Genomic DNA, 15,370 nt, shown 5'->3' with positions numbered 1-15,370 from the left:
TGGTGACATCCGTGGCCGAGCACGCGACGACCCACCCCAGCCGGGCCCGGCTGGGGTGGCGTCGCGCGCTCGATCACGGTCGGTCGACGGCGCTGGCCCTGATCGGCGTCGCCATCGCAGCGCTCATCGGAGCGGCGCTGTTGCAACCGTCGTCGCCCGGAGTTCCCGATCGTTCGGACTCGACGATCTGGGCTGCGGTGGAGGCCGAACAGAAGATCAGCGCCAGCGCTGGCGGGCTGGCCGCTCCACTCGCCGGTGGCGACCACTTCGGTATCAGCGTGGCGAGCCTGGGCGACGTCGATGGTGATGGTGTGACCGACCTTGCGGTCGGTGCTCGTGGTGACGACGACGGAGGGGTCGACAGCGGAGCGGTCTACGTGTTGTTCTTGAACAACGACGGCACCGTGCGTGCGGAGCAGAAGATCAGTCGCACGCAGGGCGGTCTCGTCGGACCGATCGACAACGGGGACCAGTTCGGTTTCAGCGTCTCCGGTCTGGGTGACCTCGACGGCGACGGCCTCGTCGACATGGCGGTCTCGGCCTGGGGCGACGACGACGGCGGCACCGATCGTGGCGCGGTGTACGTGCTGTTCTTGAACGCCAACGGCACCGTGCGCGCAGAACAGAAGATCAGCGACACCTCGGGCGGTTTCGCGGCGACCCTGCTCGACTTCGACAACTTCGGTAGCTCGGTGAGCCAGCTCGGTGACCTCGATGGCGACAGCGTCGTCGACCTGGCCGTCGGAGCGTGGGCGGACAACGACGGCGGCGGTGTCGATCGCGGCGCTGCGTACATTCTGTTTCTCAACACCGACGGCACGGTGAGAGCCGAACAGAAGATCTCGGCGGTGGCGGGAGGTCTCACGGGCCCACTGGATGCCTCCGACACCTTCGGCAACGGCCTGGCCGGCATCGGCGACGTCGACGGCGACGGCATCGTCGACCTCGCAGTGGGTGTACCTCGCGACGACGATGGCGGCCTCGACCGTGGCGCGGTCTACATCCTGTTCCTCAACACGGACGGGACCGTGAGGGCCGAACAGAAGATCTCCACGCTCGAGGGAGGGTTCGTCGGTCCGCTCCAGGACTCGGATCAGTTCGGCATCGAGGTCGCAGGTCTCGGCGACGTCGACGGCGACGGAATCGTCGACATCGCAGTGGGTGCGTGGCTCACCGACGACGGCGGCTCCGACCGTGGACGGGTCTACGTGCTCTATCTGAACGCCGACGGAACGGTTCGCGCCGAAAATACGATCTCGTCCACCCAGGGCGGCTTCACCGGCCCGCTCGACGACTTCGACAACTTCGGTCACGGTGTCGCCGGCCTGGGTGACCTCGACGGTGACGGCACCGTCGACCTCGCCGTCGGTGTCTTCCGCGACGACGACGGCGCCGTCGGCAACGACCACGGTGCGGTCTACGTCCTCGACTTGACCGCGCACGTCGGCAACCTGGTGATGGTGACCGGCGACGGCGGGTTCGGCCTGGGACAGGACGCCGCCTACAAAGCCTTCTACGAACAACTCGGGTATGTGGTGAGCGCGATCGACGACGATGCCGCTCAGGCCGTGTTCGACGATGCAGCGGCGGCGAACACGTTGATGTACCTCAGTCACACCGCCGTGCCGGGCACCGCGACGAAGGCGCGGACACTCGACATCGGCATCGTCGCTGCGAGCAGTAGCCACTGGAACGCGTTGATGTACGAAGGATCGAGTTCGACGGGCAGCGTGTTCGCGTCCGAGTTGGATGTCGTCGACACAACGCAGTACGTCACCGATCCGTTTGCGCCCGGACCGCTCACCGTGTTGTCGAGCTCTCAGTCGTTGACGTTCTGGAACGCCGGGAGCGTTCCGCTTCCCGCGGGCGCGCAGGTCCTCGGTGAGCGAACCGGCACCCCGACGCAGGTGGCGCCCATCGTGTTCGAGACCGGCTCCGAGCTCGCCTCGGGAAACACCGCGACCAATCGCCGCGTGTTCCTCCCGTTCCAGAGCGTCACGTTCTCGACGCTCAACACGGACGGGTTGGCGTTGCTGGAGCGTTCGAGCATCTGGGCCGCCGGGCTCGATCCGGCATTGCCGATGTTGGTGAACTCCACCCTCGATCTCGACGACGTCGCGCCCGGCGACGGGATCTGTGACACCGGGACGCTGAACTCGGAGTTGTTGCCGGCCTGCACGCTTCGCGCGGCGCTGACCGAGGCGAACGCCGACACCAACGCGGATCGCATCGAGTTCGACATCCCGCTGACCGAAGCCGGCTTCGACGGTGCGACCGGCGTGTGGACGATCGCCATGCCGTCGAGTGTGTTGGCGATCACCTCGCCCGTGGAGATCGTCGGCGCCACACAGACCGTCAACCGAGGTGACACGAACCCCGGTGTCCTCGGGGCCACGCGATCGGTCGGCACCGGCCCGGACGGCATCACCGGCACCGGTGACGAACCGACCATCGACGGCGTGCCGGCACCGGAAGTGGAACTCGACTTCGATGCACAGGGCTTGCGGGTCGAGAGTGACGGAGTCGTGATCAGCGGCTTGGCGATGTTCGGTGGCAACTCCGACGTGTGGATCCAGTCGGGCGCAGACACGGTCGTGACCGACAACGTGATCGGGACCCGAGCATCGTCGTTCACGGACCCCGGCGCCGTCGACCGCAGCTTCGGTGCCGGCGGTGTCGTCGTCGCCGGTGGGTCGAACTCGACCATCGCCGGCAACCTCATCGGTTTCCAGAACTACCGTGGGATCAACGTGTACGGCGACCCCGCCAACGTGACGATCTCGGGCAACGAGATCCGCTCCACCGGTCAGGCTGGCACGGACGAAGGTGGCGGCATCGAACTGACGGGCTTCTACTCGCCCGGCTCGGCGGTCGACGGCGTGACGATCACCGGCAACCTCGTCGTCGGAACGATCGGCGACATGGGTGTCGAAATCGCGACCAGTCCCAGCGATGTCGGCATCGTCGTCTCCGACAACTCGGTGCTGGGCAACTCGGTGCTGATGTACGGCGACCAGAATCCCGATGGCGGCACCCTGCGGCACAACGAGATCCGCGACGCCGACCTCGACGGTGTGATCGTCGATCTCGTGTCGGGTTGGTCGATCCTCGGCAACTCGATCGCAGACAGCTTTTATCGCGGTGTTGCCCTGCTGAACTCCGCCAACGATTCGCTGTCCGCTCCCAACATCGACGCTGCGTCCTCGGACGGAGCGACGATCGACGTCGACTACGCGTTGTCGGCGCCGGCGAACACCTACCGGGTCGAGTTCTTCACCAATGCCGAGGCGGATCCGACCGGATTCGGGGAAGGCGAGCGGTTCGCGGGATCGGCGACCGTGGTGCACCCCGGAGGAAGTGCCTCGTATTCGGCGACGGTCGTCGGTGCCCGGGGCGGGTTCGTGTCGTCGACACTGACCATCGACGAGGGAGCAGGCGAGTTCGGCTCCACCTCGGACTTCTCGAGCGCCTTCGCGGTGGCGTGCGGCGACGGTGACGGCGACGGCGATGGCCTGTGCGATGACGAGGAGGACGGGAACGGCGACGGAGACACTGACCCGACCACCGATCCGGGCCCCGACACCGACGGCGACGGCACCCCGAACTACCTCGACGCCGACGACGATGGCGACGGCATCTCGACGGCGTCGGAGAACCCGGACCCGAACGGCGACGGCGACCCCCGCGACGCGCGCGACGTCGATCGTGATGGCCAACCCGACTACCTCGACGCTCCGACGATGTCTACGGCAGGCACCGTTGCCGACGAGCAGAAGATCTCCGACCTGGTTGGCGGCCTCACCGCGACCCTGGACAACCTCGACTGGTTCGGCAACTCGACGGTGTCGGTCGGTGACCTCGACGGCGACGGCGTCGTCGATCTTGCCGTCGGCGCCTATGGCGACGACGACGGCGGGGTCCCTCCGGATGCCAATCGAGGTGCAGTCCACATTCTGTTCATGAACGCCGACGGCACCGTCCGCGCCGAGCAGAAGATCAGCGACACCGCCGGAGGTCTCGCCGCCACACTCGACAATTGGGACCTGTTCGGGAGTTCGTTGGCCGGGATCGGTGACCTCGACGGCGACGGCACCCCCGACCTCGCCGTGGGCGCATACGGCGACGATGACGGCGGCACCGACCGCGGGGCTGTGTACGTGCTGTTGATGAATCCCAACGGCACCGTTCGCTCGGAACGCAAGATCAGTGACACCGCTGGTGGCCTCGCCGCCACGCTCGACAACATCGACGGGTTCGGGTTCGCGGTCGCCGGTCTGGGTGACGTCGACGGTGACGGCATTGCCGACCTCGCGGTCGGCGCGTACGGCGACGATGACGGCGGCACCGACCGCGGCGCCGTGTACGTGTTGTTCATGAACGCCGACGGCACGGTGCGTGCCGAGCAGAAGATCAGCGACACCGTCGGTGGTCTCGCCGTGACGCTCGACAACAGCGACTACTTCGGCTCGGCCGTCGCGACGGTCGGTGACCTTGACGGCGACGGCACGTCCGACCTCGTGGCCGGCGCGTACGGCGACGATGACGGCGGCAACGACCGCGGCGCCGTCCACGCGCTGTTCCTGAACACCGATGGCACGGTGCGTGCCGAGCAGAAGATCAGCGACACCGTCGGTGGTCTCGCCGCGACGCTCGACAACTCGGACCTGTTCGGGTTGTCGGTGGCCGGGATCGGTGACGTCGACGGCGACGGTGTCCCCGACCTCGTCGTCGGTGCCTCTGTCGATGATGACGGCGGCACCGACCGCGGCGCGGTGTACGTATTGTTCTTGAACGCCGATGGCACCGTGCGTGCCGAACAGAAGATCAGCGACACGACCGGCGATCTCGCCGCCCCACTCGACGACAGCGACCGATTCGGGTACTCGGTGGCCGGGATCGGTGACCTCGACGGCGACGGGTCCATCGGCATCGTCGTCGGTGCCGCGTACGACGACGACGGGGGCAACTCCCGCGGCGCCGTCTACATCCTCGACCTGTCTCTCGACCAGAGTCCGCCGATGGATCTGGCGTTGAACCCGTCCAGCCACACCGTGAACGACAACCCGGTCACCACGATCGGCGCCCAAACCGGCTCGACCGACACCTCGGTCACCCTCGCCGGAGGCCGCACCGTCGACCTCGGCATCGCCGGAAACGTCGTCACCGCCACGATCCGCGAAGCCGACACCACTCTCGTGGACACCGTCACCATCCTCGACTACGCCGACTCCGGCGACCTGTTCGGCACCGCCCCCGAGGCCGTTGTCGCCGCCCACCCCAATGGCGGATTCCTCGTCGCCGTCCGAGCCAATGGCTACATCGGCAACGGAAACCATGGCGGCGTCGTGGTGGGCTTCTACCACGACGCCGACGGCGCCTTCGTCCCGCACCTCCCCCAAATCGTCTCCGGCGGGGCCGTCCCCTTCTTCATGATCAGCCTCGATTCGGGATCCCACAACAACAACAACACGTACCGCACCAACCCCACCCTCGACATCGCCGGTGATGGCACCATCACTGCATCCTGGAACAACACCTCAGCTGGGGTTCTCGAACAGCGCATCTTCACGCTGTCTGGCCCCCGGGTCGACGAGAACGCCACCCCCGGCACCATCGTGGCCACCATCACCGGAACCGATCCCGACACCGGTGACATCCTCACCTACGACATCCCCGGCGGCGACCCCGACTTCGAGATCATCGGCACCGCACTCCGGGTCAGGACCGGCGCCGACCTCGACTACGAATCCGCCACCGCCCACACCATCTCCATCCGCGTCACCGACAACACCGGCCTCTCCTACACCGAGACCGTCACGATCAACATCAACAACCTCGCCGACTCTCCGTGCGAGGTCGACACCGACAACGACGGCCTGTGGAATTGCGAAGAGGACGCCAACACCGACGCCGATGGTGACCCTGGGACGAACCCTGAGCCGGACACCGATGGTGACGGCACCCCCAATTACCTCGACGCGGATGACGATGGTGACGGTACGCCGACCGCATCGGAGAACGCCGACCCCAACGGTGACGGCGATCCTCGCGACGCGCTCGACTCTGACTGGGACGGACAGCCGGATTGGCTCGATGTCGAGGCCGGGCCGAGTACGACACCCATCGCCGACGAACAGAAGATCAGCGACCTCGCGGGCGGACTCGCCGCCACCCTCGACGACTCCGACTTCTTCGGTGCTTCGGTCACCGGTGTCGGCGACCTCGATGGTGACGGCACCAACGACATCGTCGTCGGCGCCAACTTCGACGACGACGGCGGCACCAATCGCGGCGCCATCCACATCTTGCACCTCAACCCCGACGGCACGGTCAAGGCAGAGCAGAAGATCTCCGACCTCGCGGGCGGCCTCGCCGCCACGCTCGACGACTCCGACTACTTCGGTGCTTCGGTCACCGGTGTCGGCGACCTCGATGGTGACGGCACCGACGACATCGTCGTCGGCGCCAACTTCGACGACGACGGCGGCACCAATCGCGGCGCCATCCACATCTTGCACCTCAACCCCGACGGCACGGTCAAGGCAGAGCAGAAGATCTCCGACCTCGCGGGCGGCCTCACCGCCACGCTCGACGACTACGACTACTTCGGTGCTTCGGTCACCGGTGTCGGCGACCTCGATGGTGACGGCACCAACGACATCGTCGTCGGCGCCAACTTCGACGACGACGGCGGCACCAATCGCGGCGCCATCCACATCTTGCACCTCAACCCCGACGGCACGGTCAAGGCAGAGCAGAAGATCTCCGACCTCGAAGGCGGCCTCACCGCCACGCTCGACGACTACGACTACTTCGGTGCTTCGGTCACCGGTGTCGGCGACCTCGATGGTGACGGCACCAACGACATCGTCGTCGGCGCCAACTTCGACGACGACGGCGGCACCAATCGCGGCGCCATCCACATCTTGCACCTCAACCCCGACGGCACGGTCAAGGCAGAGCAGAAGATCTCCGACCTCGAAGGCGGCCTCACCGCCACCCTCGACGACTCCGACTACTTCGGTGCTTCGGTCACCGGTGTCGGCGACCTCGACGGCGACGGCACCGACGACATCGCCGTCGCCGCCCACTTCGACGACGACGGCGGCACCAATCGCGGCGCCATCCACATCTTGCACCTCAACCCCGACGGCACGGTCAAGGCAGAGCAGAAGATCTCCGACCTCGAAGGCGGCCTCACCGCCACCCTCGACGACAACGACTACTTCGGTGCTTCGGTCACCGGTATCGGCGACCTCGACGGCGACGGCACCAACGACATCGTCGTCGGCGCCGACCTCGACGACGATGGCGGCCCCGACCGCGGTGCGGTGTACATCCTCGATCTCTCGCGTGCACCGGTCGTCGTCAACTCGACGGGTGACGCTCCGGACGTCAACCCGGGTAACGGTGTGTGTGAAACCGCGACGCCGGGCGAGTGCACCCTGCGCGCCGCCATCGCCGAGACCAACGTCAACCCTGCGCTCGACACGATCCATTTCGACATTCCCGGCCCCGGTCCGATCTGGACCATTGCGCCGAACAGCCAGCTCCCAGTCGTGACCGCGCCCGTCGTCGTCGACGCAACGACCCAGCCAGGTTGGTCGGGCGACCCAGTCGTCGTCATCGACGGCTCAGCCGCCACGTTCGCCGACGGGTTCAACATCGCGGCGGGCTCGACCGAGATCCGAGGCTTCGTCATCGTCTCGTTCAACGGCGACGGGATCGACATCGGGACCAACGGCGGCAACACGATCGCCGGGAACTGGATCGGGCTCGCCGCCGACGGTACGACGATCGCCGGTGTCGCCGACGACGGCATCGTCGCCAACGAGGGTGCGAACGCGAACCTCATCGGCGGCCCGGGGCCGAACGACGGCAACGTCATCTCCGGCAACGTCAGCGAGGGCATCTTGCTGTGGTCGGACGACAACGTCGTGCAGGGCAACCTGCTCGGCACCGACGTCACCGGCCTCCTCGCACGCGGCAACGGCGACGAGGGCCTCGACCTCAACACCGCCGTCGACACCGTCGTGATCGACAACGTCATCTCGGGCAACAGCGGCGACGGTGTGCAGGTGCTCGGCTCCGACGGCTCGACCTTCACCGGCAACCTGATCGGGGTGGGCTCCGACGGCACGACACCGCTCGGCAACGTCGGCGACGGCATCACCGTCAACTTCGGGGCCAGCGTCGGTGTCCGCATCGGCGGCACCGGGGTGGGAGACGGCAACACGATCGCCCACAACGGCGACGAGGGCATCTCGATCTTCGACAGCCTGACCGACGACATCGCGGTCTTGGGCAACTCGATCCACAGCAACGCGGCGCTCGGCATCGACCTCCTCGGCGACGGGGTCACGCCGAACGACGCGAACGACGTCGACGGCGGGGTCAACGACCTGCTCAACTTCCCCGTGATCACGTCGGCGAGCGAATCGGGCGGCACGGTCACCGTCGACGTCGACCTCGACGTTCCCGCAGGCACGTATCGCATCGAAGCCTTCACCAACCCGTCGGGCACCGACCCCTCGGGCTACGGCGAGGGTGAGGTAGTCGTCGGTTCCGCGACCGTCGTCCACACGGGTGGCGGCACGGAGAGCTTCGTCGTCACCTACGGCGGAGGTTGGGGCGACCGCGTCACCCTGACCGCCACCGAGGAGTTCGGCGGCGGAGCGTTCGGCTCGACCTCGGAGTTCTCTGCGGCCGTCACCGTCGTCGCGACCGCGTCGCCGATCGTCGTGGTGAACTCGACCGGCACGGCCGGGGACGTGGCGGTGGGCGATGGCGTCTGCGAGACCTCGACGCCGGGCGAGTGCACCCTGCGCGCCGCGATCGCAGAAGCCAACGCGCACCCGACCATCGACACGATCCACTTCGCGATCCCCGGTGCCGGCCCCACCTGGACGATCGCGGCCCCCGACACGGCGTCGGGCACCCCGGTCATCTCCGCTCCGGTGACCATCGACGCGACGACACAACCCGGCTGGGCTGGCGACCCGATCGTCGTCCTCGACGGGTCGGCGGTCACGGGTGGCGACGGATTCTTCCTCGGAGCGGGCAGCGGCGGTTCCGAGATCCGGGGCTTCGTGATCGGCGGCTACCCGGGCGGTGACGGCATCCAGATCACCACCAGCGGCAACACGATCGCCGGCAACTGGATCGGTACCGACGCCACCGGCAACGTCTCCGACCCGATTCCGAACGGCGCCGGCATCTACGTCAGCGGCGGCACCGGCAACCTCATCGGCGGCCCGACTCCAGCGGACCGCAACGTCATCGGCGGTACCGCCAACGGCATCAATGTCAGCGGTGAGGCGGTCGACGGCACGCAGGTGGTCGGCAACCACCTCGGTGTCGGGGCCGACGGATCGTCCGACGTCGGCAACACCGGCAACGGCATCGTCGTGTTGGGTGGCGCGGACGACACGCTGGTGGCAGCCAACGTCATCGGCTTCAACGACCTGCACGGCCTCTCGATCGTGGGAGCGACCAGTGGCACGACCGTCCAGAACAACCTGATCGGCGTCGGCGTCGATGGGACGAGTCCGGCGCCGAACGCGTCGCATGCGGTCGCCCTCGATGGCGGAGCGTCGAACAACCTGATCGGCGGCATCACTCCTGGCGACGGGAACGTCGTGGCCAACACCAACTCCGCGCAGTTCGACGGCGTGCGGGTGTTCACCTCGGCGGGCAGCGGTAACGTCATCCTCGGCAACTCGATCTACGGCAAGGGAGAGCCTGGCGGTCTCGGCATCGATCTCGGCGATGCGGACATGACACCGAACGATGCCGGTGACGTCGACACCGGCGCCAACGATCTGCTCAACTTCCCGGAGATCTCGTCGGTGACCGTCACGACGGGCACGGCGGATGTCGTGTACACGCTCGACGTGCCGGCCGGCAACTACCGCGTCGAGTTCTTCGCCAATCCCTCCGGTGCCGACCCGACCGGGTTCGGCGAGGGTGAGGAGTTCGTGCACGCCGAGACGGTGAGTCACGCCGGGTTCGGTCCGGCGGGTTTGACGGCGAGCTTCGCCTGGCCGGGTGGCGACATGGTGACCGCCACGGCGACCGAGGACCTCGGCGCCGGAACCTTCGGCTCGACGTCGGAGTTCTCGCAGGCTCGCTGCGTCGACTCCGACGGCGACGGACTGTGTGACGTGTTCGAGGTGCCCTACGGCGACACCGACGGCGACGGCATCCCGAACTACCTCGACGCCGACGACGACGGCGACGGGTTCGCGACGCTCGCCGAGAACGCCGACCCCAACGGTGACGGCGACCCCCGCGACGCACTCGACAGCGACCACGACGGCCAACCCGACTACCTCGATCTGCCCACAGCGCCGACCGGTGTGAGGGTCGCCACCGAACAACAGATCGGGTCGCTGGTCGGCGGGTTCACCGGTCCGATCGAGGCCACCGACCTGTTCGGCAAGGGAGCCACCTCGGTGGGCGACGTGGACGGAGACGGGATCGTCGACATCGCAGTGACCGCCCCCTACGACGACGACGGCGGGCAGGACCGAGGCGCGATCTACGTCCTGTTCCTGAATGCCGACGGCACCGTCAGGGTCGAGCAGAAGATCTCGTCCACGGAGGGGGGACTGGTCGGTCCGCTCGACGATGTCGACGTGTTCGGGTGGTCGATCACCGGACTCGGTGACCTCGACGGCGACGGCCGAAACGAACTCGCCGTCGGCACCGTCATCGACGACGACGGTGCGCTCAACGCCGGTGCGGTGTACGTGCTGTTCCTGAACGCCGATGGCACGGTGCGCGACGAACAGAAGATCTCGGCCACGTCCGGTGGCCTGAGTGCGACGCTCGATCCATCGGACTTCTTCGGTGCCGCGCTCGCAGCTCCCGGCGACGTGGACGGTGACGGCATCGAGGATCTCGTGGTTGGCGCCTACGGCGACGACGACGGAGGCAGCGGGCGAGGCGCCGCCTACGTGCTGTTCCTCAACGCGGACGGCTCCGTGCGGGCCGAACAGAAGATCTCGAGTTCACAGGGCGGTCTCGGTGCGTTGCTGGCCGACTTCGATTCGTTCGGATCGGCCGTCGGCGCGGCCGGTGACCTCGACAACGACGGCGTGGTCGATCTCGCCGTCGGAGCGAACGGCGACGACACGGGCGGGTCGAACCGCGGTGCGGTGTACGTGCTGTTCCTCAACGCGGACGGCACCGTGCGAGCGAGCCACAAGATCGCCGATCTCACCGGTGGATTCTCGGCCACACTCGATGACGCCGACCAGTTCGGCAGCGGGATCGCCAGCGTCGGGGACCTCGACGGCGACGGCACCAAGGAACTCCTCGTCGGTGCGCCCGGAGACGGCGACGGTGGCTCGGGACGCGGCGCCGTGCACATCTTGTCGCTCGACACCGATGGGACGGTCGTCGCGAACAGCAAGATCTCGTCGACGAGCGGCGGATTCACCGGTCCGCTCCTCGGCGGGGACAGTTTCGGGCGTAGCGTGTCGTCCGTCGGCGATCTCGACGGCGACGGCACCATCGGCATCGTCGTCGGCGCCGAGAATCGAGGCGCGGTGTTCGTGATCGATCTCGCAGGCCCGAACGTTGCGCCGGTCGCCGACACCGGCGGTCCGTATGCGATCGCGGAGGGCGACGCTCTGCCGATCGACGCGAGTGGCTCGACCGACGCCGACCTCGACACGCTCACGTACGGGTGGGATCTGGACAACGACGGGCTGTTCGACGACGTGTTCGGTGCGTCTCCCGCAGTGCCGTGGTCGGCGCTCGCGTCGTACGGCGTCGACGACGACGGTGTGTACCCGATCGCTGTGAGCGTCGATGACGGCAACGGCGCGTCCGATATCGCGGCGACGACCGTGACCGTTGCCGACACGCCCCCCACCATCGCGGCCACCGGCCCCTCGACCATCTCGCCCGGCGCGACGTTCACGCTCGACCTCTCGGTGAGCGACCCCGGCGACGACACCGTCACGGCGTGGCACATCAGCTGGGGCGATGGCACGTTCGACACGATCGCCGGCAACCCGTCGACGGCCAGCCACACGTACGCGAGCTTCCAGCCGATGCCGATCCGCGTGGCGGTGACCGACGAGGACGGCATCTGGCGGGCGGGTGACGTGTTCGTCGCTGACTTCGCACTCGGTCAGGCCATCCAGCTCGACGGCATCACCGGGAACAACGTCTTCACGTTCCCCATGACCCCACCGCTCGACCAAGTCGCTGGGGTGTTGGTGGCGCCGGACGGCCTGCTCTACGTGTCGGACTTCGTGTCGGACTCGGTCGTTCGGTTCGACCCGTCGAGCGGTGCGCACGTCGACACGTTCGTGGCATCGGGGTCAGGCGGTCTCGAAGGTGCGGCGGACATGGTGATCGCCCCCGACGGCTCGCTTCTGGTCGCGAGCTACTTCAGCGACTCCATCGAACGGTACGACGGTGTCAGCGGCGCGCATCTCGGTTCGTTCGCTCCTGCGGGAACCGGCGGCCTCGACGGCCCGATCGGGATGACCTATGGACCCGATGGCAACCTGTACGTCGTCAACTGGGTCGGCACCTCGGTCGTTCGCTTCGATCCGGTCGATGGCACGCCGCTCGGCGCGTTCGCCACGGGGGTCGCCGCGCAGCCGACCGCCGCAGGGTTCGCCCCGGATGGAGACCTCTACCTCATCGGCCGCAACACAGGCCGTCTCGACCGCTACGACGGCGCCACCGGCGCGTTCATCGAGACGGTGGCGACCCCCTCGACGGCGTTCGGTCTCGCCGTCGAACCGGATGGCACGTTCCTGGTCGGCAGCGAGTTCGACGAGACGATCAGCCGCTACGCGTTCGACGGGACGCCACTGGAGACCTTCGCCTCGAACGCCGACGGTCTCCTCAATCCGTGGTTGATCACGCGCGAACCGGCGCACTGGGTGACGTTCGACGCGATCACGGTCAACTCGACCGGTGACACGGGCGACGCGAATCCCGGAGATGGCGTGTGCGACACCGGTGGACCGCTCGTCGGTGGCGATCCGGAGTGCACCTTGCGAGCAGCGATCGAGGAGGCCAACGCCATCGGTCGGGCGACCATCCACTTCGACATCCCGACCTCCGACGCCGGTCATGCGGGCGGCGTGTGGACGATCGCTCCCGCGGTCCCGCTGCCGCCGGTGACGGCACGGGTGACCATCGACGCGACGACGCAGCCTGGCACCGTCGTCAACACGGCGACCTTCCCGGATCCGATGAACTCACGGCTCGCGGTCCAGCTGTCCGGCGCCTCGCTGCTCACCGGCAGTGACGGCATCTGGCTCACCGCGGGTTCGTCCGGCTCGGAGATCCGTGGCCTCGCGATCAACGGATTCGTCGGCGATGGCGCCGAGTCCATCTTGGTCTCGTCATCGTCGAACAGCGTCATCGTCGGCAACCATTTCGGCAGCGACACCGAAGGTCTGGTGACGGTGCCGAACAACGTGGGCATCGCCGTGTTCGGGGTGAGCGCCGACACCCGCATCGGTGGCCCGTCGGCTGCCGATCGAAACCTGTTCGTGGACCAGACCTACTCGCACCTCTCGATCGCTGGCGTGGACGTGAGCGGAACGATCGTGCAGGGCAACGAGATGGGCTACCTCACGGGCGGCGCGCCCAGCCCGGCGTTGGTCGGATTCGGCGTCGTCAGCTACGACGGTGCCAACGCAACGCTCGTCGGCGGCACCGGTGTCGGCGAGGGGAACCGCATCGCCAGAGCCTGGAAATCGGTCTTGGTCGATGCGAATGCCAACGACTCGTCCGCGACGCTGCTCGGCAACCACATCGACAACTCGTTCGGCTGGGGCATCGACTTGCTCAACGACGGAGTGACCGCCAACGACCCCGGCGACGTCGACAGCGGACCGAACGATCTGCTCAACTTCCCCGTCCTCCGCACGGTCGACGAGGTCGATGGCGTCGTCACCGTCGGCTACGACCTCGACGTGCCGCCGGGCGACTACCGGATCGAGTTCTTCGCGAACGACGCGTCCGGACCATCCGGCTACGGCGCGGGCGAGGTGTTCGTCCACGCCGCGATGGTCAGCCATCCGGGTGGCGGGGACCGCTCCTTCGTCGCGTCGTTCCCGGCTGGCGCGGGCAACGTCATCACCGCCACGACGACCCAATCGCTCGGCGCAGGTCTGTATGGCGCGACGTCGGAGTTCTCCTTGGCCGTCGCCGCCCTGCCCGCAGGCGCCGCGTTCACCGAACACAGCGGACGACTCGGCACGCTCGACGCGCTCGGCGGCGCCGACGCAGCGGTGCCCGCCGCGGGCATCACGGCGAACGCCGTCGAACTGGACGGCTCCACCGAGCGGCTCACCGCGCCGACGTTCGACGTCACCAGCGGTGAGTTGAGCGTGTCGGGTTGGATCCGGCTGGACACGTCAGCGGGCACGCCACGGCTCGTGTCTCGACAGGCCGGTGGCACCGCGATCCTCGACGTGTTCGTGTCCGGGACGACGCCGACCGCTCGCCTCCACGTCGGCGGCACGCAGGTCGAGGTGACGGGCGGAACCGTCGGCCTCGGTGCCTGGCACCAGGTCGCTGCGAGTTGGGACGGCAGCGTGGTGACGCTGTACGTCGACGGTGCCCCGGTGGACAACACCCCGGCCGTCGGCCCACTGGCGACCGACGTATCGGCGAGCTTGGTGGTCGGCAACACCGAGTCGGCGGCCAACGGGCTCGACGGACGCATCGACAACGTGCGCATCTCCCGCGTCGCGCGATCACCCGAATGGATCCTGACCGAGTTCGCCAACGTGACCGAAGCCGACCGGTTCGTGACGCTCGGCGCGCCGCAGACGTCGGTGCCGGGTTCGTGGACCACCACGACCGGAACCGTCCGATCGGGTTCGCACGCGCTGGCGGCCCCAGCGACGGTCGCCGGGGCCGATGCGTGGGCGACCGCGCGGGGCGTCGACGAACCCGGCATCGCGTTCGAGGCGTGGTGGTTCGTGAGCGACCCGGCCACCACCGAGGCAGCGTCGGGAACGATCACCGGCACCGCGCCGACCGATCAGTACGAGGCGGGGATCACGGTCGGCGACGTCGACCTCGCGACGAATCGCGGCGGCGATCGCACGGTCGATGCGACGACCGGCACCTCGATCGCGCCCGGTGTGTGGACGAGGGTGGAGATCCTCACCGACGAACTGGGTCGGAGTCGGGTCGTCGTCGACGGAGTCGAAGCGCTCGCCCCGACCGCGCACAGCGCGCCGGCGGATCGCGGCTCGTTCGGTGTCCGAGTCGGCGCGTTGTCGAGCGGCGAGGTCGTCGTCGACGATGTGCGAGCCCGTCGCTACGTGAGCGACGAGCCCGTCACGACACTCGGTCCGATCCTGCGTTCGTAGCGATCGAC

General features: G+C 67.9%; 1 protein-coding gene. It reads left to right on the top strand.

The window, feature by feature from the left end; genetic code table 11:
• Positions 1 to 2 precede the first annotated feature (2 nt).
• Complete coding sequence (locus ACE37B_RS07350; protein ID WP_409922624.1) at positions 3 to 15,362, top strand: LamG-like jellyroll fold domain-containing protein; 15,360 nt, start codon at positions 3 to 5, stop codon at positions 15,360 to 15,362.
• Positions 15,363 to 15,370: the final 8 nt, after the last annotated feature.

The sequence above is a fragment of the Ilumatobacter sp. genome (assembly GCF_046290335.1).
In the GTDB taxonomy this organism is placed as follows: Bacteria; Actinomycetota; Acidimicrobiia; order Acidimicrobiales; family Ilumatobacteraceae; genus Ilumatobacter_A.
This window is presented reverse-complemented; position numbering and strand designations above follow the sequence as displayed.